This window comes from Pseudomonas sp. ES3-33 (assembly GCF_000952175.1).
Classification (GTDB): domain Bacteria; phylum Pseudomonadota; class Gammaproteobacteria; order Pseudomonadales; family Pseudomonadaceae; genus Aquipseudomonas; species Aquipseudomonas gregormendelii.
This window is the reverse complement of sequence record NZ_JZRI01000059.1, coordinates 81,689-107,667: the sequence shown is the minus strand read 5'-3', so window position 1 is coordinate 107,667 and position 25,979 is coordinate 81,689. Positions and strand designations below refer to the sequence as shown.

The window sequence follows — 25,979 nt, the reverse complement described above, 5'->3', positions numbered from 1 at the left end:
GTCCTGCCTCTTCTTAATTCTTCGCGACAGCGGGTTGGGCTGTCGTGGGCGCTGCAGGTTCCCGCCAGCCAACAGCGAGGCCGTTGGCGTAGCGCAGATCGATGCGCGCAATGTTCGTAATCTGTTCTTTAAGCGTCTTGTCATAGATGGCGATAAAACGGCGCATCTTTTCCAACAGGTTGCCGCGTCCCAGCAGCAACTCGATGCCTGGGCCTGCACTGCCGGCTCCGGTGGTCAGGAACCAGCTGCCGCGTTCACGCAGTTCCAGCCGTGCAATCGAGAAGCCCAACGGCCTGAGCATCTGGCTCAGCACCTGGTACTGCTGCATCACCTGCTGCTGGGCCCGTTGTGGACCGAACAGCTGTGGCAGGTGTTCGTAGTTCGCCAGCTCACGCGGGGTGAACGCCTGGCCCTGGTTGTTAAGCAACGACTCATCGCCCCAACGGGCCACCGGCAGCTGCTCTTCCAGGCGAATCACAACCTGGTCCGGCCATACCCGCCGCACTTCGGCGTGGGCGATCCAGGGCATTTGCTCCAGTTCGGTACGCATGCTCGCCAGGTCGATGGTGAAGAAGCTCGCCGCCACAAAAGGGGCGATCCGCTGCTGCACTGCTTGCTGGCTGATGTAGCTCAGGTCGCCTTGTACCGCGATCTTGCTAATCGGCCGGTCAGCGTAAGGCAGCAAACGCTGCGCACCTTCGTAAGTACCGAAACCCAGGGCGACTAGCAGCACTGGCCAGAACAGGGCTTTGAGAAAACCGAAGTTGGCTTTCGGCAGGCGCGCGGACATCGGCTCTTTGGCCACCATTCGGCTTGCACCCCGCGGCACCGGCTTGCGGCCGGGCGGTGCGGGAGGCTGATGTCTCAGCTGGGCGCCTTGCATGGTCTTAACCTCGCGGCTCTAGGCTGGCGGCCAAAATGGCCAGAACCAGTTGCTGGAAATCCAGACCGGCTGCACGGGCCGCCATCGGCACCAGGCTGTGATCGGTCATGCCCGGCGCGGTATTGACTTCGAGAAACCAGAACTGCCCATCGGCGTCCTGCATCACGTCTGCCCTGCCCCAACCGGCGATACCCAGCGCCTCACAGGCTTTCGCCGTGAGGTCGATCAATTCTTTCTCTTTGTTGCTGTCGAGCCCGCACGGGATCCGGTACTGGGTATCGGAGGCCACGTACTTGGCGTCGTAGTCGTAGAAGCTGTGCGGTGTGCCCAGGGCAATCGGAGGCAACACCTGGTCACGCAGGGTGGCGATGGTGAACTCCGGACCTTGAATCCATTGCTCGACCAACACTTGCGAATCGTAGGTACTGGCCGCTTTCCAGGCGTCGATCAACTCGGACGTGGAAGTCACTTTGGCCATGCCGATACTTGAACCTTCATGGGCCGGTTTGACGATCAAAGGGAAGCCCAGTTCCGTCGCTGCAGAAATACAATCGGCCTCGCAGCACAGCACGGCGTGGCGTGGCGTCGGAATGCCGAGGCTGTGCCAGACCTGCTTGGTGCGCAACTTGTCCATGGCCAGCGCCGACGCGAGGATGCCACTGCCGGTGTACGGGATGCCCAGGCATTCGAGCAGGCCCTGCATGCTGCCGTCTTCACCGCCACGACCGTGGAGAATGATGAAGGCGCGGTCGATCTTTTCGCTCAGCAGGCGTTGCAACAGATCGTCGCCCACGTCGAGACCAAACGCATCCACTCCGGCGCTTTGCAGCGCCTCGAGCACGGCGTTACCCGATTTCAGGGAAACCTCGCGCTCGGCGCTCCGGCCACCGAACAGCACGGCCACCCGACCGAAGTCTTTCGGCGCGATGGTGGAAAAGAGGTTGGCGTATGCAGCGGTCATTTCAACTTCCCCACGCTCGGCGCAGCAACGGCGCCAACGAATAACGGACTGTTCAACAGTTTCGGGGCGAGGCCACCGATATCACCCGCGCCCTGGCACAGCAGGATGTCGCCGGCACGCAGCAGTGGCTTGACGATCGGTGCAAGGTCAACGCCGCGCTCGATGTAGATCGGGTCGAGCTGACCACGCTGGCGGATGCTGTTGCACAGCTTGCGGCTGTCGGCGCCCGGGATAGGTTCCTCACCGGCCGGATAGACTTCCATCAGCAGCAGCACGTTGGCGTCGGCCAGTACATTGACGAAATCGTCGTACAGGTCGCGGGTGCGGCTGTAGCGGTGCGGCTGGTAGACCATCACCAGACGGCGCTCCGGCCAGCCACCGCGCACGGCCTTGATCACGGCGGCGACTTCGGTCGGGTGGTGGCCGTAGTCATCCACCAGCATCACGTTGCCGCCGTCTACCGGCAGTTCGCCGTAAACCTGGAAGCGTCGGCCGACACCCTGGAACCCCGACAGGCCCTGGACGATGGCCTCGTCACTGACGCCTTCGTCGGTGGCGATGCAGATGGTCGCCAGGGCGTTCAATACGTTGTGATTGCCCGGCATGTTCACCGAGACATCCAGCGGCTCGCGCTCAGGGCGTAGCACGGTGAAGAAGGTCTGCATGCCCTGCTGGCGCACATTGATTGCGCGCACGTCGCAGTCATCGCCGAAGCCGTAGGTGACGGTCGGACGCTTGACCAGTGGAAGGATTTCGCGCACCACCGGATCGTCCAGGCACACTACCGCCAGACCGTAGAACGGCAGGTTGTGAAGGAACTCGACGAAGGTCTTCTTCAGCTTGTTGAAGTCGCCGTCGTAGGTCGCCATGTGATCGGCGTCGATGTTGGTGACCACGGCCACCAGCGGCTGCAAGTGCAGGAAACTGGCGTCACTTTCATCGGCCTCGGCGATCAGGTACCGGCTGGTACCGAGCTGGGCATTGGTGCCTGCTGCATTCAGACGACCGCCGATGACGAACGTCGGGTCCAGGCCACCTGCGGCGAACACCGAAGCGATCAGGCTGGTGGTGGTGGTTTTGCCATGGGTACCGGCGACGGCAATGCCGTGACGGTAGCGCATCAATTCAGCCAGCATTTCGGCGCGCGGCACCACCGGGATACGACGTTCCAGGGCGGTGGCGACTTCCGGGTTGGAGGTGTTCACGGCGCTCGAAGTGACCAGCACATCGGCCGTCGCGGCGTTCTCGGCGCGGTGGCCGATAAAGATGTGGGCACCGAAGGATTCCAGGCGCTCGGTCACCGGCGATGCCTTCAGGTCGGAACCGGACACTTCATAACCCAGGTTCAACAACACTTCGGCAATGCCGCACATGCCAACGCCGCCGATACCGACGAAGTGGATGCGACGGATGCGGCGCATCTCCGGATGAGGCATGGCTTTCTGATTCTCAACCATGGGCCACCTCCAGGCAGGTATCGACAACGTTACGGGTAGCATCTGGTTTGGCCAGGCGGCGGGCTGCGGTGGCCATGTCATTGAGTCGTTGCGGTTGCATCAGGACCTCTGTCAGGCGTGCGGCAAGATCCGCAGCGCCGGTCGTTCTTTGTGGCATCAGGAAGGCAGCGCCTTCACGGGCCAAATAATCGGCGTTGCGGGTCTGGTGATCGTCTATGGCATGGGGCAAAGGCACCAGCATCGAGGGCAGACCGGCGGCAGCCAGTTCACTGATGGTCAGCGCGCCTGCGCGGCACACCACCAGGTCGGCCCAGCCATAGGCTTGGGCCATGTCTTTGATGAAAGGCTGCACCTGCGCCTCGACGCCGGCAGCGCGGTAGCGCTCTGCAGTCACTTGATCGTGGTTTTTGCCAGCCTGATGGAACACTTCCGGGCGCAGGTCGGCAGCGACTTGGGCCAGGGCTTCAGGCAGCAACTTGTTCAATGGCTCTGCGCCCAGGCTTCCGCCCAGGATCAGCAAACGCGCTTTGCGACCGGCCAGGGCCGAACGCGGTGTTTCGAGGAACAGTTCGGTACGCACCGGGTTGCCAGTGGTACGGCGGCTGTCCGACAGGGTAAAGGTGTCGGGGAAGGCTTCACACACCCGGGCGGCCAACGGCACCAGCAACCGATTGGCGGTACCGGCCACCGCGTTCTGCTCGTGAACGATCACTGGCACACCGGCCAGTTTGGCAGCAACACCACCAGGACCGGTCACATAGCCACCAAAGCCGACCACGCAGACCGGCTGCAGCTGGCGAATGATCGCCCGCGCCTGCCAGACCGACTTGAGCAACATGATCGGAGCCTTGAGCAGCGACAACTTGCCCTTGCCACGCAGACCACTGGCATTGATGCGGTGCAGCTCGATACCGGCCATCGGTACCAGTTCGTTCTCGATGCCACGCGGGGTGCCGAGCCAGTGCACGGTATAACCGCGGGCCTGGAACTCGCGTGCACAGGCCAGCGCCGGGAACACGTGGCCACCGGTGCCGCCCGCCATGATCAGCACGTTAGCGCCCATGGGTCGGCTCCTCGGCGAAGTCGCTTTCCTGAAATTCCATCTCTTCGCTGCCAAGATGGGTTCGACTCTCCCATTCGATGCGCAGCAGCAGGCCCAGGCACGCACAGCAGATCACCAGCGAGCTGCCGCCATAGCTGAGGAACGGCAGGGTCAGGCCCTTGGTTGGCAACAGGCCGACGTTCACGCCGATGTTGATCAGGAATTGACCGATCCACAGGAACGACAGGCCATAGGCGATGTAGGCGGCAAAGAACTGCTTGGCTTTTTCCGCCCAATAACCGATGTACATCCCGCGCACACAGACGAAGGCAAACAGCGCAACCGTGAACAGCGAACCTACCGCACCCAGCTCTTCGGCCAGGACCGAGAACACGAAGTCGGTGTGGGCTTCCGGCAGGTAAAACTGCTTTTGCACGCTGTTGCCCAGGCCAACGCCCAGCCACTCGCCGCGACCGAAAGCGATCAACGCCTGGGACAGCTGGTAGCCGGCGCCAAACTGGTCAGCCCATGGGTCGGCAAAGTTGGTCAGACGCGCCATCCGGTAAGGCTGCATCTGGATCAGCAGCACGACTGCGCCGACTGCCAGCAGCACCATCAGCAGGAAGCGGAACAACCCGACCCCGCCGAGAAACAGCATGGCCGCAGCGGCACCCATCATCACGACGGTGGCACCGAAGTCCGGTTCCATCAGCAACAGGCCGGCCATCGGCAACAGCACGATGAACGGTTTGAAAAAGCCCATCCAGCTTTCACGTACTTCTTTCTGGCGCCGCACCAGGTAGCCAGCGAGGTAGATCACCACGAACACCTTGGCGATTTCGGAAGGCTGCACGTTGAAGAAGCTGAAGCCGATCCAGCGCATCGAACCGTTCACTTCACGGCCAATGCCGGGAATGATCACCATCACCAGCAAGCCGAACGCGCCAATCAGCATCAGCCAGCCCAGGCGCTGCCAGGTGGCGATCGGGATCATCATGGTGACGATGCAGGCGCCCAGGCCCAGCACCACATAGATCAGGTGGCGGATCATGTAATAGAGGGCGCTGCCCGACTGTACGGCAGCGACTTCGGTCGACGCCGAGGCAATCATCACCAGGCCCAGGCCCAGCAATGCCAGGCACCCGGCGAGCATCGGGAAGTCGAGATCGATGCCGCGCCCGGTAATGATCGGCGACGGGTACGGCTTGATGATATTAAGCAGGCTCATGCCAGATCCTCCACAGCGCGGACGAACTGGTGACCACGGTCTTCGTAATTCTTGAACATGTCGAAACTGGCGCAGGCCGGCGACAGCAGCACCACGTCACCTGGATGGGCGGCGGCGCGGCATTGTTCCACCGCCTCGACCAGGGAGCCGACGCGGATCAGCGGCACACGGTCGCCAATGGCTGCACCGATCTTGTCGGAGTCACGGCCCATCAGGATCACGGCACGGCAGTTGGCTGCCACCGGATCGCGCAAGTCGGTGAATTCTGCACCCTTGCCGTCGCCACCGGCGATCAGCACGACCTTGCCGTCGATATCGGCGCCCAGGCCTTCGATGGCTGCCAGTGCGGCGCCTACGTTGGTGGCCTTGGAGTCGTTGTAGTAGCCCACGCCATCCAGGTCGCGGACCCATTGGCATCGGTGTTCAAGGCCGGCGAAGGTGTGCAGGCTCGACAGCATGGCGTCGAACGGCAGGCCCACGGCGTGCCCCAGCGCCAATGCCGCCAGGGCGTTGGATTGATTGTGGGCACCGCGAATCTTCAACTCGCGCACCGGCATCAGGTTTTGAAATTCGAAGGCCAGGTACTTCTCGCCGTCTTCTTCGCGGATACCGAATGCCTTGAAATCAGGTTTGCTCAGGCCGAAGGTCCAGCATGGCTGGCCTTCGCCCATCAGCGGACGGCTCAGGGCATCCTGGCGGTTGACCACGAACTGGCGGGCGCCGCGGAAGATCCGGGGCTTGGCCAGGTGATAGGCCGGCAGGCCGCTGTAGCGGTCCATGTGGTCTTCGCTGACGTTGAGCACGGTCGCCACTTCAGCGCCGAGATTGTCGGTGGTTTCCAGCTGGAAGCTCGACAGTTCCATGACATACAGCTCGACGTCGTCGGCGAGCAGGTCCAGCGCCGGCGTGCCCAGGTTCCCGCCGACCGCCACGCGCTTGCCGGCCGCTGCGGCCATCTCGCCGACGAGGGTGGTGACGGTGCTTTTCGCGTTGGAACCACTGATGGCGACTATCGGTGCCTTCGCGTTACGCGCGAACAGCTCGATGTCACCGGACAATTTCACCCCACGGGCGGCGGCGGCCTGCAAGGCCGGGGTCGCCAGCGCCAGGCCGGGGCTCACGTAGAGCTCGTCGGCACGGCACAGGAACTCGACGTCAAGCTCGCCACAACGCACTTCCACGTGCGGATAGTCACGCTTGAGCGTGGCCAGTTCCGGTGGATTTTCCCGCGTGTCGGCGACAGCAAACGACGTGCCCCGGTTCGCCAGGAAGCGAACCAGGGACATGCCGCTCTTGCCGAGGCCGACAACGATGCGGAAGTGGTCAGAAGCGATCAGAGACACTCGTTCTACCTCAGCTTCAGGGTGGCAAGGCCAACCAGTACGAGAATCACGGTGATGATCCAGAATCGGACGATCACGCGCGGCTCGGGCCAGCCCTTGAGTTCAAAATGGTGGTGTATGGGTGCCATGCGGAACACCCGGCGGCCGGTCAACTTGAAGGAGGCCACCTGGATGACCACCGACAGGGTTTCCATCACGAACACACCGCCCATGATGAACAGGACGATTTCCTGACGGACGATGACCGCGATGGTGCCCAGGGCAGCGCCCAACGCCAGCGCGCCGACGTCACCCATGAAGACTTGGGCCGGATAGGTGTTGAACCAGAGGAAGCCCAGGCCCGCACCGATCAGCGCGCCGCAGAATACGATCAGTTCACCGGCACCCGGCACATAAGGAATCAGCAGGTATTCGGCGAATTTCACGTTACCCGACAGATAGCAGAAGATCCCGAGCCCGCCACCGACCATCACGGTCGGCATGATCGCCAGGCCATCGAGACCGTCGGTCAGGTTGACCGCATTGCTCGAGCCGACGATGACGAAGTAGGTCAGGACAATGAAGCCCGCGCCCAATGGAATGCTGTAGTCCTTGAGCATCGGCAGGATCAGCGTGGTTTCCACAGGCGTGGTGGCGGTCATGAACAGGAAGATCGCCGCGCCCAGGCCGAATACCGACTGCCAGAAGTATTTCCAGCGGCTCGGCAGGCCACGGGAGTTTTTCTCGATCACCTTGCGGTAGTCATCCACCCAGCCGATCGCGCCGAACAGCAGGGTCACCAGCAATACGGTCCAGACGTAGCGGTTGCTCAGGTCAGCCCAGAGCAAGGTGCTGACGCCGATCGAAGACAGGATCAGCGCGCCGCCCATGGTCGGGGTGCCCGACTTGGACAGGTGCGATTGCGGACCGTCGTTACGAACCGATTGGCCGATCTGACGCTTCTGCAGGGTACGAATCATCCACGGGCCATAGCACAGCGAAAGGACCAGCGCGGTCAGCACACCGAGAATCCCGCGCAGGGTCAGGTACTGGAAGACCGCGAAGCCTTTGTAGAACTGTTGCATGTACTCCGCTAGCAGCAGCAGCATTAATGTTTCTCCAAACTGGACCCGCACAAAGCGGCAACGATGTTTTCCATCGCAGCGCTGCGCGAGCCCTTGATCAAAATGGTGGTGTTGGTGTCTTGCTCGGCGCCGAGGGCCTGGATCAGTTCAGCCTGAGTGCTGAAGTGACGGGCGTGCTCGCCAAACGCGGTCACGGCGTGGGCCATCATTGGCCCAACAGCGTAAAGCGCGCTGACTTTGCCGCGGGCGTATTCGCCCACGTCGCGGTGCCCCTGCTCCGCCCAGTCACCCAACTCGCCGATATCCCCGAGCACCAGGACGGTGCGGCCGGAAAAGCCGGCGAGTATATCAACGGCGGCGCACATGGAGGTGGGGTTCGCGTTGTAAGTGTCATCGATGACGCGCATGCCGTTGCTGGCCAGCTGCGCAACGGTGCGACCCTTGACCGGTTGCACCGCGCCGAGGCCGGTGGCAATGCCGAACAGGGATACACCCAGCGCATGGGCAGCGGCTGCGGCAGCCATGGCATTGGCGACGTTATGGGTGCCGAGCAGGTTCAATTGAACACGCTCCACACCGTCGGGACTGTGCAGGTTGAACGCCGGGCAGCCGCGAGCGTCGCGATCCAGGTCACTGGCGTAGAAGTCGGCCGCGACATTGCTCAGGGCAAAGGTCAGTACTTTGCGACCGGCTGCGCGGGTCTTCCAGATTTCAAAAGCCTTGTCATCTAGATTGAGCACGGCGACGCCGTCGGCATCCAGCCCTTCGATAATCTCGCCCTTGGCCTCGACGATTTTGTCCGGCCCGCCAAACTCACCCACGTGGGCAGTCCCGGCGTTATTGAGCACGGCGACATGGGGCTTGGTCATCGCAACGGTGTAGGCAATTTCGCCGAGACGCGAAGCACCCAGTTCGATTACGGCAGCGGTATGTTCCGGCGCCAGTTCGAGCAAGGTCAGGGGGGCGCCCAGGTCGTTGTTCAGGTTGCCGCGGGTGGCCAGCACGGGACCACGGGTGCGCAAGATGCTTGCAAGCATTTCCTTGACCGTGGTCTTGCCGCTGGAACCGGTAATGGCCGCCACGGGCTGGGTGAACGCGACACGGTTGATCGCGCCCAGTTGACCGAGGGCCTGGCGGGTGTCTTTGACCACCAGTTGCGCCAGCGGGCTGTCGGCGATTTCACGCTCGACCAATGCCGCTACTGCGCCTTTGGCGGCGACGTCATTGAGATAGTCATGCCCGTCAAACCGCGGACCGGTCAGGGCCACGAACAGCTGGCCCGGCTGGATCGCGCGGCTGTCGATGCTGACGCCGTTGAAGCTCGCATCGGCACTGACCAGGCGGGCGTTCAGCGCGCCGGTGAGTTCGCTCAATTTCAAGGCTTCAAGCATGGGCCACCTCCCATGCGGTCAGGGCGCGATCGGCCTCGACCAGGTCGGAGAACGGCTGACGTTCGCCGTTGATTTCCTGATAGTCCTCGTGGCCTTTGCCCGCCAGCACGATGACGTCATCGGCCGAGGCGCCGGCAATCAGCTGGGCAATCGCCTGGCCACGACCGGCAACGAAGGTCACGTTATCCACAGCGCTGAAACCGGCACGAATGTCGTCGAAGATCACCGAAGGGTCTTCGGTACGCGGGTTGTCATCGGTGACCAGCACGCCGTCCGCCAGACGTTCCACCACTTCAGCCATCAGCGGACGCTTGCCGCGATCACGGTCACCGCCACAGCCGAACAGGCACAACAGGCGCCCTTTGGCGTGTGGGCGCAGGGCCATCAATACTTTTTCCAACGCATCCGGTGTGTGGGCGTAATCGACCACCACCAACGGTTGAGTGCCGCCGCCCAGGCGCTGCATGCGACCGGCCGGGCCTTCGAGTTTCGGCAGCACTTTCAGAATTTCGTCGAGCGCGTAATCCAGGCCGAGCAAGGCGCCGACTGCGGCCAACACGTTGCTCAGGTTAAACCGGCCGAGCAATGTGCTGCGCAAGTGATGCTCGCCCTGAGGCGTGACCAGCGTGGCGCGCACGCCTTCGTCGTCGAAATGCGCTTCACGGCAATAAAGGTAGGCGCGGGCGTCTTCGAGGCTATAGGTGATCAGTCGCGACTCGCGTTTGTCAGCGGCCAGCTGGCGGCCGAACTCGTCGTCGAGATTCACCACGCGGCATTTCAGGTCATTCCAGGCAAACAGCTTCGCCTTGGCTTCACCGTAAGCCTGCATGGTGCCGTGGTAATCGAGGTGATCGCGGGACAGGTTGGTCATCACTGCCACGTCGAACGCCAAGGCCGTCACTCGCCCCTGATCCAGGCCGTGGGAGGACACTTCCATGGCCACGGCCTTGGCCCCGGCTTTCTTCAAGTCGGCGAGGGTCGCCTGTACGGCTATCGGGTTCGGCGTCGTGTGCAGGCCGCTTTCCAGGGCGCCGTAGAAACCGCTGCCCAGGGTGCCAACAATGCCGCAGTGCTGACCGAGCAGGTCCAGGGCTTGCGCGACCAGCTGGGTAACACTGGTCTTGCCGTTGGTGCCAGTGACGCCGACCAGGTTCAGGTGGCGGCTCGGGTCACCATAAAATCGCCCGGCGATGTCCGACAGCTGCGCTGCCAGGCCCTTGACCGGAATCAGCGGCACGTCAGTGATCGGCAGCACGGTAGCGCCTTCAACCTCATAGGCCACGGCCGCGGCGCCGCGCTGCAAGGCATCGCCGATGTGCGCACGGCCGTCGAACTTGCCGCCAGGCACGGCCAGGAACAGGTCGCCAGCCCGCACATTGCGGCTATCAAGGGTCAGTTCGCGGATCAGCAGATCACGACCCGCGTGGGCGAATATCTTGTTCAGACTTAGAGACATCAGCCGCGCCCTCCATTGGCTTTCAGCGGAACAGCCGGGGTGGCATTGGCCTGCTGGACCGGAGGCAGGTTGTCAGGAGTGATGTTCATCAGGCGCAAGGTCCCGGACATCACTTTGCTGAACACTGGCGCCGATACCAGGCCGCCGAAGTAACCGGCTTTGCTTGGTTCATCGATGACTACAACGATTGCGTAACGCGGGTCGCTCATCGGGCCGAAGCCGGCGAACAGCGAACGGTAGGAATTCTCGGCGTAACCTTTGGTGCCAACCGAGGTTTTACGTGCGGTACCCGACTTGCCACCCACGTGATAAGCCGGGACCTGGGCACGGAACACGCCGCGCGGGGCTTCGATCACTTGTTGCAGCATGGTCTGCATGGTCTTCGCGACTGTCTCGGGCAATACCTGGGTGGTCTGCGGGGCCTTGTCGGTCTTGATCAGCGTCAGTGGCGCCAGGCGACCGTTGTTGGCCAGCGCCGAAAACGCGTGCACCAACTGGATCGCAGTCACGGAGATACCGTAGCCGTAGGACAACGTGGCGGTTTCAGCCTTGCGCCATTCGCGGTAGTTCGGCAGGTTGCCGACGCGCTCGCCCGGGAATCCCAGGCCGGTGTCCTGGCCGAGGCCGACTTTCTGCGCCAGGCGGAAAATGGTTTCGCCGCCAATGTCGAAGGCGATCTTGCTCATGCCGACGTTACTGGAGTTGATCAGGATGCCGGTCAGATCGAGTACCGGGCCCTCGGACTTGGATACGTCCTTGATGGTGTATTTACCGATCTGCAAGGTGCCTGGATAGACCTCGACGGTATCGGTCGGTTTCCAGCGCCCGGATTCAATCGCGGCGCTCATGGAAATCGCTTTCATGGTCGAACCCGGCTCGAACACGTCGATCATTGCGCGGTTGCGCATCATCGCCGGCTGCAGGTTGCGACGGTTGTTCGGGTTGTATGTTGGCTGGTTGACCATGGCGAGGATTTCGCCGGTCTTCACATCCATGATCACCAGGCTGCCGGCCTTGGCGCCATTCTCGATGATTGCGTTGCGCAGCTCGCGGTTGGCCAGGTATTGCAGGCGCAGGTCAATGGACAACGCCAAGGGCTTGCCGGCCTTGGCGTTTTTGGTGACCTGTACATCCTTGATCAGTCGGCCGCGCCGGTCCTTGATGACCTGGCGCTTGCCCGGGACACCCGCGAGCCATTCGTCATAGGCCAGCTCGACTCCTTCGCGCCCGTGGTCGTCGATATCGGTGAACCCGACCATGTGCGCGGTGACTTCACCGGCAGGATAAAAACGCCGGAACTCTTCGATGCCATAGACGCCGGGTACTTTCAGGTCGAGTACCGACTGCCCCTGCTCCGGGGTCAGGCCACGCACCAGGTAGATGAATTCCTTGTTGGCCTGGGCTTCGAGACGCTCGCTCAGGGCTTTCGGGTCCTGGCCCAGAGCCGCTGCCAGTGCTGGCCACTTCTCTTTGGCCTGTTGCATTTCCTTGGCGTTGGCCCACAGCGTGGTGACCGGCGTACTGACGGCCAAAGGCTCGCCGTTACGGTCGGTGATCAGACCACGGTGAGCCGGAATGGGAATGTGACGAACGCTGCGCGCATCGCCCTGGCCTTTAAGGAACGCACGATCAACGATTTGCAGATCAATGATACGCCAGCAGATCGCCGCGACCATGACGCCGAGCAAGCCCAGTACCAGGCGAAACCGCCATGGGAACAGTGCGCCCTCGAGTTTCATCATGGCGCCACCATTTGCACTTCAGCTGCGCCGGGAATGCGCATCTTCAGTTGCTCGGAGGCCAGAACTTCGATTCGGCTGTGTGCGGTCCAGGTACTCTGCTCGAGAATCAGCCGCCCCCACTCCGCCTGCGCCTTGTCGCGCACGCTCAACTCGTTGTACAGCGAGTTCAGCAACTGGCGGTTCCAGTGGGCACTGTAGGACACGCCGATAGCCGACACGAGCACGCCGACAAATAGCAGCAGCATGAAAAAGCTTCCGCCGGGAAGTGGCTTGGCGAAAAGCTTGCTCACCGCAACTTCTCCGCGACACGCATGACGGCGCTACGGGAACGTGGGTTGGCTTTGAGTTCGGCCTCGGAGGCGGACTGCGCTTTGCCATGGACTTTGATTTTCGGCTCGAAGGCCACATGCCGCACCGGCAGGTTGCGCGGCAGGTTGTCCGCTTCGCCTTTCACCAGCTTGCGCATGAAGAGCTTGACGATGCGGTCTTCCAGGGAATGAAAGCTGATCACTACCAGGCGGCCGCCGATTTCCAGGCACTCCAGGGCGGCTTCGAGGCCAGCTTCCAGGTCGCCCAGCTCGTTGTTGACGTGGATACGCAAGCCCTGGAAAGCACGGGTGGCCGGGTTCTTGCCCTTCTCCCATGCCGGGTTGGCGACTTTCAGGACTTCAGCCAGGTCGCCGGTGCGCTCGAATGGCTTGATATCGCGACGCTCAGCGACGGCTCGAGCCATGCGTCCGGAAAAACGTTCTTCGCCGTATTCCTTGAACACCCGGGCAATCTCTTCCACCGGCGCGGTGTTGACGAATTCGGCAGCGCTGATCCCTCGCGAAGGATCCATGCGCATGTCCAACGGGCCGTCGTTGAGGAAACTGAAACCGCGCTCAGGGTCGTCAAGCTGCGGGGAAGACACGCCGAGGTCCAGCAGGATCCCGCTGACCTTGCCGGCCAGCCCGCGCTCGGCCACTTCCGAGCCCAGCTCGGCAAAGCTGCGCTGCACAACGACAAAGCGGCCGTCTTCGGCCGCCAGCGTTTGCCCAGTGGCAATCGCTTGAGGATCTTTGTCGAATCCCAGCAACCGGCCATCGGGCCCCAGCTGGCTGAGGATCAAACGGCTGTGTCCGCCGCGTCCGAACGTACCGTCCAGATAGCAGCCATCAGGACGTACGGCGAGAGCCTCCACGGCTTCGTCAAGCAGTACGGTGATGTGGTTGAAGCCGCTATCAATAGTCACAGAATTAAATCACGCAGTTCATCAGGCATGGCGCCCGGTTGTTGAATAGCAGCCAGGTCAGCGGCAGAAACCGCATCCCAGGCATCCTCGTCCCATAATTGGAACTTGTTCAGTTGGCCTACCAACATCGCGCGCTTATCCAACTTGGCATATTCACGCAAACGCGGCGGAACCAGAAAACGACCACTGCCATCGAGCTCGAGGTCGACGGCGTTACCAATCAGTAAACGTTGCAGGCGGCGGTTTTCTTCGCGAAGCGAAGGCAGTGCGCGCAATTTGGTTTCAATAATTTCCCACTCATCGAGGGGGTAAACACACAAACAGGGATCAACGGCATCGATCGTGACGATTAACTGCCCGGAACTACGCGAAACGAGCTCGTCGCGATACCGGCTCGGCATAGCGAGACGGCCTTTTGCGTCGAGACTGATAGCGTTAGCTCCGCGAAACACGTCAGCGTTTCTCCAAATTTTAGCGTTTTGAGCTCAAAAAACCCACTTCATGCCACTTTCCGCCACTTGCGCACACTATAGGAATGCGCCCACCACACCGTCAAGGCGCGCGGTAAAGGAAAAGTCTTACATAACTGTGATTTAAGAGCGCAAAAGGGGGGGCAACGAGAATCTGACGCATAATCTTGCTCAATAACTTGAACCAGCACTGAAGGCTGCGCCCGGAAGTTAAAGTAGTTTGTTAAGTGTAAGATTTTTTTGGTATTACGAAAGTGCTTCTGCTGAGGTTTCTGGAAGGAGGAAAAGCGCTACTGTCTGCGCCCTGTCCAATGCTGCAAACAGGGAGGGAAAAAGGTGGAGAGTCGATCTGTAAGCCGGGTTCTGTCTTGAACAGTCATTCGTCTACGATGGCCATCACTGGACATCTTTAGCAACCTACCCGGTCCCAGCGCGGGCCACGCCTTGGGACCCTATTTGGTCTTGCTCCAAGTGGGGTTTACCTAGCCACGAACTGTTGCCAGACGTGCGGTGCGCTCTTACCGCACCTTTTCACCCTTACCGGCGCCGAAGCGCTTAGGCGGTTATTTTCTGTGGCACTTTCCGTAGGCTCACGCCTCCCAGGCATTACCTGGCACTTCGCCCTATGGAGCCCGGACTTTCCTCCCCCCCCTAATTTTCATAGAGGGCAGCGACTGTCCGATCGACTCTCCGCCGCGAAGGTTAACGGGACAGCGGCCGAAGAACAAGCGCTAAAAGCCTTTGGCCACTCCTGCGCGTCGGGTTTTCACTCGCCCTTCTGTTTTTCCAGCGCGACCTGATACAACACATTCTTGCGCTCACCGGTGATTTGCGCGGCCAGGGCGGCGGCACGCTTGAGCGGCATCTCTTCGAGCAGAAGATTGAGGATGCGCATGGCCTCGCTGCTGACCGCATCTTCTGTTTCAGGCATGGACCAACCCGCCACCAGCACCACACACTCGCCCCGCTGCTGATTGCTGTCCGACTCGACGAACTCGCGCAACTCGGCCAGGGGCAGCCCCTTGAGGGTTTCGAAAGTCTTGGTGATCTCCCGGGCCAGCAAGGCCGGACGCTCACCACCAAACACCAGTTCCATATCCTGCAGACACTCCAGGATACGGTGCGGCGCCTCATAGAAAATCAAGGTACGCGGTTCTTCCTTGACCAACTCCAGGCGGGCCCGGCGGCCTACTGACTTGGCGGGCAGAAACCCTTCGAAGATGAAGCGGTCCGACGGCAGGCCCGCAGCCGACAATGCCGCAATCAATGCACAGGCACCCGGGACGGGCACTACATTAATGCCGGCCGCGCGCGCCTGGCGCACCAGGTGGTAGCCCGGATCGGAAATCAACGGCGTGCCGGCATCGGATATCAATGCCACATCGTCCCCTGCCAGCAACCGGGTAATAAAGCGGCTACCTTCATCCCGTTCGTTGTGCTCATGACAGGCCGCCAGCGGCGTTGGAATGCCAAAGTGCTGCATCAGGCGCTGGGAGTGCCGGGTATCTTCGGCGGCAATCAAGGCGACATCACGGAGGATCTTCAGGGCGCGCGCACTGATATCGTCCAGGTTGCCGATGGGCGTCGCCACCACATAAAGCGAGCCAGCAGCGGAATTCAAAGCACCTGGAGCAGTCAAAGCGCACACCTCATGATCGTTAAAAGTCGCCATTGTAGCGCGTAGCGCCGCTGGCGACAGGCGTCTGCCACTGCAGGTTTACCTGCCTCAGTTGCCTTGCTGCAACATTTGCATGAGCTAAATTGATCGATTCACGCCAGTAACATCGCGCCCCGGCCAGTGCTTGGGTACAATTCCACGCTAATTTGATCGAGTATCAGGAACACTACATGATCGCTTGCCTGCGGCTGTTCACTGCCCTCTGCCTCGCTGCCTTGCTGGCGGCCTGCGCCAGCTCGCCCTCCTCCAGCCTTGGCGACCTTCCACGGACTCCGGATGCCAGTATCGAGCAACTGCTCGAGCAGGCTTCCCAGAGCAAAGACCCGGAAAAAGCTGCGCTGTTACGCTTGAGCGCCGCCGACCTGGCCTATCGCCAGGGTAACGCTGGCCAATCGGCGCAAATCCTCCAGCAAGTACCGGTGGAACAACTCAAGCCTGGACAGCAGGTGTTCGCCAGCACGCTGGCCGCAGAACTGGCGATGGTGCGCAATCAGCCCAAGGCAGCGCTGACTGCATTGAGCCATCCGAGCCTGCAGCGCCTGAGCGAACTGCCGGTCGAGCAACAGGTGCGTACCGGTACCGTACATGCCCGCGCGCTTGAAGCCGACGGACAAGCGTTGGCGGCTGCACGGGAGCGCATTTTCATTGCGCCCATGCTCGAAGGCGAAGCCGCCGGCAAGAACCATGAAGCGATCTGGACCCTGATCGCTTCGCTGCCAACCGACCAACTGCAGCCCACCTCCACCGATGACCTCGGTGGCTGGATGAGCCTGGCGCTGGCCGTGAAGACGGCGGGCACCCTGGAGCAACAGCAGGCCGCGATCGACAACTGGCGCGCCCAGAACCCCAAGCATCCGGCAGCCATCCAGTTGCCAATCCCCCTGACCAAGCTCAAGGAACTGGCCAGCCAGCCCCTGGGCAAGATCGGCCTGCTGTTGCCACAGGACGGCCCGCTGGCCGCTGTCGGCAAGGCGCTGCGCGAAGGCTTCATGGCCGCGCACTACCAGGCACAGCAAGCCGGTCAGAATCCGCCGGCGATCGAGTTCTATGACAGCTCGCGCCTGACCTCCATGGACGAGTTCTATCGCAAGGCCCAGGCCGACGGCGTGCAACTGGTCGTGGGGCCACTGGAAAAGCCACTGGTCAAACAACTCAGCACTCGCCCGCAACTGCCGATCACTACCCTGGCCCTGAACTACAGTGAAGGCACCCAGGGTCCGGCCCAACTGTTCCAGTTTGGGCTTGCCGCCGAAGACGAAGCCCGGGAAGTCTCCCGCCGCGCTCGCGCCGACGGCCTGACCCGCGCTGCCATCATGGTACCCAAAGGTGAATGGGGCGACCGTGTACTGCGAGCGTTCAGCCAGGATTGGCAAGCCAACGGCGGCAGCATCGTCGCCACCGAACGCGTTGACCAGCCGGTGCAACTGGCCCAGCAGATTGCCGACATGTTCCAGCTGCGTCAGAGCGAAGGTCGTGCCAAGAGCCTGCAAACCACGATAGGTTCGCAGGTCGCCGCCCAGCCTTCGCGTCGCCAGGACATCGAGTTCATCTTCCTGGCGGCAACTCCGCAGCAAGCCCAGCAGATCAAGCCGACCCTGAACTTCCAGTACGCGGGTGACGTGCCGGTCTACGCCACGTCCCACGTGTACAGTGCCAGCGGTGATGTAAACCAGTACAACGATATGAATGGCGTGCGGTTCTGCGAAACCCCATGGTTGCTGGACGTCAACGATCCGCTGCGCAAACAGGTTACCGCCCAATGGCCACAAGCCGCCGGCAGCCTGGGACGCCTGTATGCGATGGGCGCCGATGCCTACCGCCTGGCACCTCGCCTGGGGCAGCTCAAGGCTTTGCCGGACAGCCGCATCGAGGGTGAGTCGGGCAGCCTGGGCATGACCCAGAACCAGCGCGTCGAACGTCAGTTGCCGTGGGCGCAGTTCGTCAATGGCCAGGTCCAGCGCCTGCCGGACACCTCGCGCTGATGCCAGAGAGGACACGCCGACAAAGCGGTCAAGACGCCGAGCGCCATGCGCTCGAGCATCTGCAACAACAGGGTCTGCGCCTGCTGGCGCAGAACTGGTTATGCAAACGCGGCGAGCTTGATCTGGTCATGCTCGATGGCGATACAGTAGTATTCGTTGAAGTCCGCTACAGAAAAAACACTCAATGGGGTGGCGCGCTCGATAGCATCGATGAGCGCAAACGGCAGAAGCTGATTTTTGCCGCGCAGTATTTTCTTCAGCGCGAGTCGCGCTGGGCCAATTCCCCTTGCCGTTTCGACGTGATTGCCATCGACAGCAATCTCGATCAGTTGAACTGGTTGCAAAATGCCTTCGACAGCTGATCGACTGCGCGCTGAACCGGACACTTCCACCCAACACTTTTGCTCTTTGCTTTGCGGGCTGCACATTCCTGTGCCAGGTAGCCGCGCTAATTAAGGTCACACAGATGGACATGCAATCCCGAATTCGCCAGCTTTTTCAGGCCAGTATCGACACCAAGCAAATGGCGATGGACGTACTTGCACCGCACATCGAGCAAGCCAGCCAGGTGATGGTCAACGCCCTGCTCAACGAGGGCAAGATGCTGTCCTGCGGCAACGGCGGCTCTGCTGGTGACGCCCAGCATTTTTCCTCGGAGCTGCTCAACCGCTTCGAACGCGAGCGCCCCAGCCTGCCAGCCATTGCGCTGACCACCGACAGCTCGACGATCACCTCGATCGCCAACGACTACAGCTATAACGAAATCTTCTCCAAGCAGATCCGCGCCCTGGGCCAACCAGGCGACGTATTGCTGGCGATTTCGACCAGCGGCAACTCGGCCAATATTATTCAAGCGATCCAGGCCGCACATGATCGCGAAATGATTGTCGTAGCAATGACGGGCCGCGACGGTGGTGGCATGGCATCACTGCTTTTGCCCGAGGACGTCGAGATCCGCGTCCCGGCCAACGTCACTGCACGTATTCAGGAAGTCCACCTGCTGGCGATCCATTGCCTCTGCGACTTGATCGACAGCCAACTGTTCGGGAGTGAAGAATGACCCCTAATCGCCTAGGCCTGATGGCCCTGACACTATGCCTCGGTATCAGCGGCTGCACTTCGGTGGTTAACGCCAGCCGTGAGGCGCCGATTGATGATGACCGCGGGACCCGCACCTTCGGCAGCAAGATCGATGACACCCTGATCGAAACCAAGGTCGGCGTGAACATCGCCAAGGCCGACCCCGCCCTGGACAACGATTCGCACATCGTAGTCACCAGCTTCAACGGCGTGGTATTGCTGGCCGGGCAAACGCCTACCGCAGACCTGAAGGCCAAGGCCGAACAGGCCGCCTCTTCGGTCCAGCGCGTGAAGACGGTGCATAACGAACTGCAGGTACTGCCACCTTCAGGCTTCCTCGCTCGCCAGAACGACACCTGGCTGACCTCCAAGATCAAGACCCAGATGCTGACCGATGCGAGCATTCCGGGCTCGCGCATCAAGGTTGTCACCGAGAATGGCATCGTCTACCTGCTGGGCCTGCTGACCAAGCAGGAAGCGGCCCAGGCGACCAATCTGGTGCAAGGCGTGTCTGGCGTGCAGAAGATTGTCAAGTTGTTCGAGTACATCGATTGATGCGCCACGATCTGTAAGAGCTGTCGAGTGAAACGAGGCTGCGATCTTTTGATCTTTGGAAAAATCAAAATCAAAAGATCGCAGCCTTCGGCAGCTCCTAAGGGTTTGAAGGTGGTGAAGCAATAAAAAAGGCGATCCATCCGGATCGCCTTTTTTATTACTTCACCACCTTCAAACTCGGCCTTCCGCTTGGTCGCGGCGGCTCGCTGTCGGGCGGCGGAACATCGTCATCCGGCTCGATCTCTTCCTCGTCTTCCATAGGCGATTCCAGATCAAACACCATGCCCTGACCGTTCTCCCGAGCGTAAATGCCCAGGATCGATGCGATAGGCACGTACAGGGTGTGCGGCACGCCACCGAAGCGCCCTTCGAAGCTGACCGCTTCGTTGTCCATGTGCAAATGCCGCACGGCTGCCGGCGATACGTTCAGGACAATCTGCCCTTCACTGGCAAAACCCTGAGGCACCTGCACCGACGGGTACTCGGAATTGACCAGCATGTGCGGGGTGCAATCGTTATCTACAATCCACTCATAGAGCGCGCGGACCAGATAAGGTCGACTGGAGTTCATAGCGGCTCCTTAAGCCTTAGCGCATATCGCGTTCGACACCAGACAGACTTGCCTGGAAAGCCTCACGCGCAAACGAGCGCTCCATATAATCAAGCAGCGGCTTCGCAGGCCGCGGCAATTCAATACCCAGAATCGGCAAGCGCCAGAGTATTGGTAATAGGCAGCAATCCACCAGACTTTGTTCCTCACTGAGGAAAAACGGCTTGTCCGCGAACAACGGCGACACGCCTGTCAGGCTCTCGCGCAGCTCCTTGCGGGCCACGACGCGGGCTGCTTCCTTGGTCCGCGAATCCAGAATCAGATCCACCAGGCCACACCAGTCACGCTGGATACGATGGATCAGCAGACGGCTGTTTGCACGCGCCACGGGATAAACCGGCAGTAGCGGCGGGTGCGGGTAACGCTCATCCAGATATTCCATCACTACGGTCGATTCCCACAACGCCAGGTCACGATCAACCAGGGTGGGCAAACTCCCGTAAGGGTTCACTTCGATCAGTTTAGGCGGCTGGCGACCAGCTTCCACATAAATGATCTCGGCGCTGACACCCTTCTCTGCGAGTACGATGCGTACCCGGTGGGAATAGTGGTCGGCGGGGTCGGAGTAACAGGCCAACCGATTGGTCACGCCCATGGCGGTCCTCCTCGCTTGTTGAAATTTCGAAAGCGGAAAAAACGAGCGCGCCCAGAGGGCGCCTCTCCGTAACCTCTGGATAACCAGATACGTTACATCTTCAGAGACGCCCTTGGGCGCGCGCGATTAACAGCAATTGCTTGAAACGTTATCAGTGCACGTCTTTCCAGTATTCGCGCTTGAGCAGGTAAGCGAATACGAAGAAGAACGCCAGGTACAGCAATACGTACGTACCGATGCGCTGATGTTGCAGCTTAACCGGGTTAGCCGAGTAAGCGAGGAAGGTTACCAGATTCTTGACCTTCTCATCGAACTGCTCTTCAGTCAGCGCCCCACTTTTCGGCACGATGGTCAGTTGATCACAGGCTTCATGCGTCAGCGGCGTACCCGTCAGAGGGTCATATTGCTTCTTGCCGTCCTCTACGATCTGCACCTGCTTGCAGCCGACAACCTGGCGACCTTGCAGGCCGACCAGCACGTTAGGCATGCCGACGTTCGGGAAGACCTTGTTGTTGACGCCCCAAGGGCGCGCAGGATCTTCGTAGAACGACTTCAGGTAACCATACAGCCAGTCGGTGCCACGCACGCGGGCGACCAGGGTCAGGTCGGGCGGTGCCGCACCGAACCAGGTCTTGGCATCTGCCGGTTGCATGCCGATGCTCATGTGGTCGCCGATCTTGGCACCCGTGAACACCAGGTTCGAGAGCATCAGGTCGTGCGGGATACCCAGGTCGTCGGCAACTCGCTCGTAACGCTGAAACTTGGCGCTGTGGCAACCCATGCAGTAGTTGGCGAACGTACGCGCGCCGTCTTGCAAGGCAGCCTTGTCGGAAACGTCGATGTCGACCTTTTCCAGCTCTGGACCGCCGTGCTCAGCGGCAAAGGACAGCACAGGCAATGCAGCAAGAATCAGTACAGCAAATAGCTTTTTCATCAGCCAGTCACCCTATCCGGAACCGGTTTGGTCTTCTCGAGCCTGGTGTAGAAAGGCATCAGAATGAAGTAGGCGAAGTACAGGAAGGTACACACCTGCGACAGCAAGGTACGGCCCGGAGTCGGAGCCAGGACACCGAGGATGCCCAGGATCACGAACGACACGCAGAACAACACCAGCCAGATCTTGCTCAGCCAGCCCTTGTAGCGCATTGACTTGACCGGACTGCGATCCAGCCACGGCAGCACGAACAGCACCGCGATGGCCGCACCCATGGCAATTACGCCCAGGAGCTTGTCTGGAACCGCGCGCAAGATCGCGTAGAACGGAGTGAAGTACCAGACCGGAGCAATGTGCTCTGGGGTCTTGAAGGCGTTGGCCACTTCAAAGTTCGGCTTCTCCAGGAAGTAGCCGCCCATTTCCGGGAAGAAGAATACGATCGAGCAGAAGATGAACAGGAACACCACCACGCCGACGATATCTTTCACGGTGTAGTACGGGTGGAAGGCAATGCCGTCCAGCGGTACGCCGTTTTCGTCTTTGTGTTTCTTGATGTCCACGCCGTCCGGGTTGTTCGACCCGACTTCGTGCAGCGCCAGGACGTGCAGCACCACCAGACCGAGAATCACGATCGGCAAGGCCACGACGTGTAGCGCAAAGAAGCGGTTCAGGGTGATGCCGGAAATCAGGTAGTCACCACGGATCCACTGGGTCAGGTCGTCACCGATGACCGGGATCGCACCGAACAGCGAGATGATCACCTGGGCACCCCAGTAGGACATCTGGCCCCAAGGCAGCAGGTAGCCCATGAAGGCCTCAGCCATCAGCGCCAGGTAAATCAGCATGCCGAAGACCCACACCAGCTCCCGCGGCTTCTGATACGAACCGTAGAGCAAGCCACGGAACATGTGCAGGTAGACCACGATGAAGAACATCGAGGCACCCACCGCGTGCAACAGACGCAGGATGGAGCCGTACTCGACGTCACGCATGATGTATTCGACGGAGGCAAAGGCTTCTTCCGCCGACGGGGTGTAGCTCATGGTCAGCCAGACACCGGTGACGATCTGGTTGACCAGAACGAGCAGTGCGAGGGAGCCAAAGAAATAGAAGAAGTTGAAGTTCTTCGGAGCGTAATACTTGCTGAGATGGTCTTCCCACATTTTAGTGGCAGGAAAGCGCGCATCCACCCAATCCATGAACTTGCTCATCACGCGTTCTCCGTATCGACGCCGACGACAATGATCTCGTCGGTCTCATAGGAATGCGGGGGAACTGGCAGGTTCAAAGGCGCAGGTTGCGACTTGTAGACGCGGCCAGCCAGGTCGTAGTGGGAACCGTGGCAAGGGCAGAAATAACCACCTACCCAATCCTTGCCCAGATCTGCGGGAGCCACTTCCGGACGGAAAGTCGGCGAGCAACCCAGGTGCGTGCAGATTCCGATCAGCAGCAGTACCTCTGGCTTGATCGAACGCGTTTCCGGGTCGACATAGGTCGGTTGTGTCGAGTTCTTGGAGGTCGGGTCAGACAACTGGCCCTCGATCTTCTTCAGATTCCCCAGGATTTCCTCGGTACGGCGGACGATGAACACCGGCTGACCGCGCCACTCAGCAATCATCTGCTGACCTGGTTCGATTTTGCTGACATTCACTTTCACCGGTGCACCTGCGGCTTTCGCCTTGGCACTGGGAAACCATGACCCCACGAACGGGACCGCAGCCCCCACCGCTCCTGCAGCACCCACCACGGATGTGGCTGCTACCAAGAAGCGACGCCGGCCTGCATTCACGCCGTCATTGCTCATTCAGTCCTCTCCCATCAGCTTTGTGGCCTGTTAAATCAGGCATCTACTAAGTAAATCTATGTACTTATAAAAATTTTGCCGAATGGTAATGAAAAGCCCCAATTCTGACAAGGTAATTACCCAAGAGCTCCACTGCCAAGCCTTGCAGTATAGGGCCTCTGCGGCTGTGGCAAGTTGTCACAGAGCAATTCTTTGATAAATCGCACCCATAAAAAAACGCCCAGCTCCGTGAGGAACTGGGCGTTCTTTTTTGAACGTGGAAGCGAATTAACGCTTCGAGTACTGCGGACGCTTACGCGCTTTACGCAGACCCACTTTCTTACGTTCAACTTCACGAGCATCGCGAGTCACGAAGCCAGCTTTGCGCAGAGCGCCACGCAGGGTTTCGTCGTACTGCATCAGAGCGCGAGTGATACCGTGGCGGATTGCGCCAGCTTGACCACTTACACCACCGCCGATCACGGTGACGTAGATGTCGAACTTCTCGACAGTCTCAGTCAATTCCAGCGGCTGACGAACTACCATGCGGGCAGTTTCGCGGCCGAAGAAATTATCCAGCGAACGGTTGTTGATGGAGATGTTACCAGTACCCGGACGCAGGAAAACGCGTGCGGTTGCGGTCTTGCGACGGCCAGTGCCGTAATTTTGAGTCGCCGACATAATGAACTATTCCGTTAAAACTTCAGTTCTTGGGGCTGCTGAGCAGTATGAGGGTGTACAGCGCCCGCATAGACTTTCAGCTTACGATACATGTCGCGACCCAGCGGGTTCTTAGGCAGCATGCCTTTGACCGCGGTCTCGATCACGCGCTCAGGGGCTTTAGCAATCAGCTTTTCGAAGTTGATCGACTTGATGCCGCCCGGGAAACCGGAGTGGGAGTAGTAGATTTTGTCGGTGGTTTTAGCACCGGTTACACGAATCTGCTCGGCGTTGATAACGACGATGTAGTCGCCGGTGTCAACGTGAGGAGTGTACTCAGCTTTATGCTTGCCACGCAGACGGCTCGCGATTTCGGTGGCCAGACGACCCAGGGTCTGACCTGCAGCGTCGACGACAAACCAGTCGCGCTGTACTGTTTCCGGTTTAGCAGTAAAAGTTTTCATTCTTTATAGCCTCAGGGGCCGCCCTGTAAATTAGACGGCGGATCTTACTGAATAGTGCGTACTTTGACAAGTCAAAGGCAGCCGGATACAGACGCTTTCGGGGGCTCGGGTCGGCGCGTCCGTTCAACGGCAAGATTCTTCGGCGGCGGCGCATCACTTCCACTGCAGAAAGAGGTGCGCAATTATGCAGATTGCGAAAAATATTTCAACCTGCTTTTATGATTGTTTTGCCCAAGGAGCACCCGATGGACTATCGACAGCTAGGCCGGACCCATCTGAACGTAAGCGCAATCTGCCTCGGAACCATGACCTGGGGCGAGCAAAACAGCGAGGCTGAAGCCTTCGCACAGATCGAACGGGCCAAAGGCGCCGGGATCAATTTTATCGACACCGCGGAGATGTACCCGGTGCCACCCAAAGCCGAAACCTACGCCACCACCGAGCGCTACATAGGGAATTACTTCAAAAGCCGCGGCGATCGCGCCGACTGGATCCTGGCCAGCAAGATCGCCGGCCCCGGCAATACGATCGACTACATCCGCGACAAGAACCTGCGGCACAACCGCCAGCACATCACCGAAGCCGTAGATGCGAGCCTCAAGCGCCTGCAGACCGACTACATCGATCTTTACCAACTGCACTGGCCGGAGCGCAGCACCAACTTCTTCGGCCAGCTGGGCTACAAGCACCAGACCGAAGCCAACCTCACTCCCTTGGAAGACACCCTCGAAGCGCTGGACGAGCAGGTCCGGGCCGGCAAGATCCGCCACATTGGCCTGTCCAATGAAACCCCGTGGGGCACCATGCGCTTCCTGGCGCTGGCCGAAGCCCGAGGCTGGCCGCGCGCCGTGTCGATCCAGAACCCCTACAACCTGCTCAACCGCAGTTTCGAGATCGGCCTGGCGGAAATCGCCATCCGCGAACAATGCGGCCTGCTCGCCTATTCGCCGCTGGCGTTCGGTTTCCTGTCCGGCAAGTACGAAGGTGGCGCCCGCCCGCCAAAAGGCCGCCTGAGCCTCTACAGCCGCTTCAGCCGCTATTTCAACCCGCAGTCCGAGGCGGCCTGCAGCCGATACGTGGCATTGGCCCGTGAGCACGGCCTGGACCCTGCGCAAATGGCACTGGCGTTCGTCAACCAACAGCCGTTCGTGACCAGCAACATCATTGGTGCCACAACCCTGGAGCAGCTGGAGAGCAACATCGCCAGCTTCGAGCTGAAGCTGTCGGATGAAGTGCTTGAGGGGATTGAGGCGATACACAAGGATCACCCGAATCCTGCACCTTGATTAATCCTTGAAACCAATCGCGGGCAAGCCACGCTCCCACAGGTTCGGTTATTCCTGTGGGAGCGTGGCTTGCCCGCGATG

The 25,979-nt window shown here is 60.4% G+C and carries 26 protein-coding genes and 1 other RNA gene; 5 read left to right on the top strand and 22 right to left on the bottom strand.

Annotated features, from left to right (window positions below):
* Positions 1-13: 13 nt before the first annotated feature.
* The 15 genes from UB23_RS10720 to rsmI all read right to left on the bottom strand — a co-directional run bounded on the left by UB23_RS10720 (position 14) and on the right by rsmI (position 15,943).
* Positions 14-883, bottom strand: coding sequence for a cell division protein FtsQ/DivIB (locus UB23_RS10720; protein ID WP_045059293.1), 870 nt, complete (start codon positions 881-883; stop codon positions 14-16).
* 4 nt (positions 884-887) lie between these two features.
* Positions 888-1,844: a D-alanine--D-alanine ligase gene (locus UB23_RS10715; protein ID WP_045059292.1), complete on the bottom strand. Its 957-nt coding sequence runs from the start codon at positions 1,842-1,844 to the stop codon at positions 888-890.
* Positions 1,841-3,301: a UDP-N-acetylmuramate--L-alanine ligase gene (murC, locus tag UB23_RS10710; protein WP_045059291.1), complete on the bottom strand. Its 1,461-nt coding sequence runs from the start codon at positions 3,299-3,301 to the stop codon at positions 1,841-1,843. The genes UB23_RS10715 and murC overlap by 4 nt, the downstream gene beginning before the upstream one ends.
* On the bottom strand, positions 3,294-4,364 hold the full coding sequence (murG, locus tag UB23_RS10705; protein ID WP_045059290.1) for an undecaprenyldiphospho-muramoylpentapeptide beta-N-acetylglucosaminyltransferase: 1,071 nt from the start codon (positions 4,362-4,364) through the stop codon (positions 3,294-3,296). The genes murC and murG overlap by 8 nt, the downstream gene beginning before the upstream one ends.
* On the bottom strand, positions 4,354-5,571 hold the full coding sequence (gene ftsW / locus UB23_RS10700) for a putative lipid II flippase FtsW (RefSeq protein WP_045059289.1): 1,218 nt from the start codon (positions 5,569-5,571) through the stop codon (positions 4,354-4,356). The genes murG and ftsW overlap by 11 nt, the downstream gene beginning before the upstream one ends.
* Positions 5,568-6,914, bottom strand: coding sequence for a UDP-N-acetylmuramoyl-L-alanine--D-glutamate ligase (gene murD / locus UB23_RS10695; protein WP_045059288.1), 1,347 nt, complete (start codon positions 6,912-6,914; stop codon positions 5,568-5,570). Before murD ends, ftsW begins: the two co-directional genes overlap by 4 nt.
* A 5-nt stretch (positions 6,915-6,919) precedes the next feature.
* The gene (gene mraY, locus UB23_RS10690) at positions 6,920-8,002 is read right to left on the bottom strand and encodes a phospho-N-acetylmuramoyl-pentapeptide-transferase (RefSeq protein ID WP_045059287.1); all 1,083 of its coding nucleotides are present in this window, start codon (positions 8,000-8,002) and stop codon (positions 6,920-6,922) included.
* Positions 8,002-9,369, bottom strand: coding sequence for a UDP-N-acetylmuramoyl-tripeptide--D-alanyl-D-alanine ligase (locus UB23_RS10685; RefSeq protein WP_045059286.1), 1,368 nt, complete (start codon positions 9,367-9,369; stop codon positions 8,002-8,004). Before UB23_RS10685 ends, mraY begins: the two co-directional genes overlap by 1 nt.
* On the bottom strand, positions 9,362-10,825 hold the full coding sequence (locus tag UB23_RS10680; protein WP_045059285.1) for a UDP-N-acetylmuramoyl-L-alanyl-D-glutamate--2,6-diaminopimelate ligase: 1,464 nt from the start codon (positions 10,823-10,825) through the stop codon (positions 9,362-9,364). The genes UB23_RS10685 and UB23_RS10680 overlap by 8 nt, the downstream gene beginning before the upstream one ends.
* Positions 10,825-12,564 carry a peptidoglycan D,D-transpeptidase FtsI family protein gene (locus tag UB23_RS10675; protein WP_177328544.1) on the bottom strand — a complete coding sequence of 580 codons (1,740 nt, stop codon included), beginning with the start codon at positions 12,562-12,564 and terminating at the stop codon, positions 10,825-10,827. Before UB23_RS10675 ends, UB23_RS10680 begins: the two co-directional genes overlap by 1 nt.
* Complete coding sequence (gene ftsL, locus UB23_RS10670) at positions 12,564-12,857, bottom strand: cell division protein FtsL (RefSeq protein WP_045059283.1); 294 nt, start codon at positions 12,855-12,857, stop codon at positions 12,564-12,566. Before ftsL ends, UB23_RS10675 begins: the two co-directional genes overlap by 1 nt.
* Positions 12,854-13,801 (bottom strand): 16S rRNA (cytosine(1402)-N(4))-methyltransferase RsmH, encoded by a 948-nt coding sequence (gene rsmH, locus UB23_RS10665; protein WP_045059282.1) that lies wholly within the window; start codon positions 13,799-13,801, stop codon positions 12,854-12,856. Before rsmH ends, ftsL begins: the two co-directional genes overlap by 4 nt.
* Positions 13,798-14,253, bottom strand: a complete 456-nt coding sequence (mraZ, locus tag UB23_RS10660) for a division/cell wall cluster transcriptional repressor MraZ (RefSeq protein ID WP_008147486.1) — start codon at positions 14,251-14,253, stop codon at positions 13,798-13,800. The genes rsmH and mraZ overlap by 4 nt, the downstream gene beginning before the upstream one ends.
* A 354-nt stretch (positions 14,254-14,607) precedes the next feature.
* Positions 14,608-14,961, bottom strand: an RNA gene (gene rnpB / locus UB23_RS27990) — RNase P RNA component class A.
* A 76-nt stretch (positions 14,962-15,037) separates the two neighbouring features.
* Positions 15,038-15,943 (bottom strand): 16S rRNA (cytidine(1402)-2'-O)-methyltransferase, encoded by a 906-nt coding sequence (gene rsmI / locus UB23_RS10655; protein ID WP_177328542.1) that lies wholly within the window; start codon positions 15,941-15,943, stop codon positions 15,038-15,040.
* 176 nt (positions 15,944-16,119) lie between these two features.
* Here rsmI and UB23_RS10650 point away from each other — a divergent pair, with 176 nt between their 5' ends.
* The 4 genes from UB23_RS10650 (at position 16,120) to UB23_RS10635 (ending at position 19,566) form a co-directional block, all read left to right on the top strand.
* Positions 16,120-17,931 carry a penicillin-binding protein activator gene (locus UB23_RS10650; RefSeq protein WP_045059280.1) on the top strand — a complete coding sequence of 604 codons (1,812 nt, stop codon included), beginning with the start codon at positions 16,120-16,122 and terminating at the stop codon, positions 17,929-17,931.
* The gene (locus tag UB23_RS10645) at positions 17,931-18,293 is read left to right on the top strand and encodes a YraN family protein (RefSeq protein WP_045059279.1); all 363 of its coding nucleotides are present in this window, start codon (positions 17,931-17,933) and stop codon (positions 18,291-18,293) included. Before UB23_RS10650 ends, UB23_RS10645 begins: the two co-directional genes overlap by 1 nt.
* 104 nt (positions 18,294-18,397) lie before the next feature.
* Positions 18,398-18,991: a phosphoheptose isomerase gene (locus UB23_RS10640; protein ID WP_045059278.1), complete on the top strand. Its 594-nt coding sequence runs from the start codon at positions 18,398-18,400 to the stop codon at positions 18,989-18,991.
* The gene (locus UB23_RS10635) at positions 18,988-19,566 is read left to right on the top strand and encodes a BON domain-containing protein (RefSeq protein ID WP_045059277.1); all 579 of its coding nucleotides are present in this window, start codon (positions 18,988-18,990) and stop codon (positions 19,564-19,566) included. The genes UB23_RS10640 and UB23_RS10635 overlap by 4 nt, the downstream gene beginning before the upstream one ends.
* Before the next feature lie 157 nt (positions 19,567-19,723).
* On the opposite strand, the gene UB23_RS10630 is transcribed toward UB23_RS10635, so the two are convergent.
* The 7 genes from UB23_RS10630 to rplM form a co-directional block, all read right to left on the bottom strand.
* Positions 19,724-20,137, bottom strand: coding sequence for a ClpXP protease specificity-enhancing factor (locus UB23_RS10630; RefSeq protein ID WP_045059276.1), 414 nt, complete (start codon positions 20,135-20,137; stop codon positions 19,724-19,726).
* Between the two features lie 16 nt (positions 20,138-20,153).
* On the bottom strand, positions 20,154-20,771 hold the full coding sequence (locus UB23_RS10625) for a glutathione S-transferase N-terminal domain-containing protein (protein ID WP_007905304.1): 618 nt from the start codon (positions 20,769-20,771) through the stop codon (positions 20,154-20,156).
* A gap of 151 nt (positions 20,772-20,922) precedes the next feature.
* Positions 20,923-21,705 (bottom strand): cytochrome c1, encoded by a 783-nt coding sequence (locus UB23_RS10620; RefSeq protein WP_045059275.1) that lies wholly within the window; start codon positions 21,703-21,705, stop codon positions 20,923-20,925.
* Positions 21,705-22,916 carry a cytochrome b gene (locus UB23_RS10615; protein WP_045059274.1) on the bottom strand — a complete coding sequence of 404 codons (1,212 nt, stop codon included), beginning with the start codon at positions 22,914-22,916 and terminating at the stop codon, positions 21,705-21,707. The genes UB23_RS10620 and UB23_RS10615 overlap by 1 nt, the downstream gene beginning before the upstream one ends.
* A complete protein-coding gene (gene petA, locus UB23_RS10610) occupies positions 22,916-23,509 on the bottom strand; it encodes a ubiquinol-cytochrome c reductase iron-sulfur subunit (RefSeq protein ID WP_045059273.1) in 594 nt (197 codons plus the stop codon). The genes UB23_RS10615 and petA overlap by 1 nt, the downstream gene beginning before the upstream one ends.
* Positions 23,510-23,776: 267 nt before the next feature.
* Positions 23,777-24,169 carry a 30S ribosomal protein S9 gene (gene rpsI, locus UB23_RS10605; protein ID WP_002555064.1) on the bottom strand — a complete coding sequence of 131 codons (393 nt, stop codon included), beginning with the start codon at positions 24,167-24,169 and terminating at the stop codon, positions 23,777-23,779.
* A gap of 14 nt (positions 24,170-24,183) precedes the next feature.
* On the bottom strand, positions 24,184-24,612 hold the full coding sequence (rplM, locus tag UB23_RS10600) for a 50S ribosomal protein L13 (protein ID WP_007905295.1): 429 nt from the start codon (positions 24,610-24,612) through the stop codon (positions 24,184-24,186).
* Between the two features lie 245 nt (positions 24,613-24,857).
* Between rplM and UB23_RS10595 the strand changes: the two genes are divergently transcribed.
* Positions 24,858-25,898 (top strand): NADP(H)-dependent aldo-keto reductase, encoded by a 1,041-nt coding sequence (locus tag UB23_RS10595; protein WP_045059272.1) that lies wholly within the window; start codon positions 24,858-24,860, stop codon positions 25,896-25,898.
* The last annotated feature ends 81 nt before the right edge of the window (positions 25,899-25,979 follow it).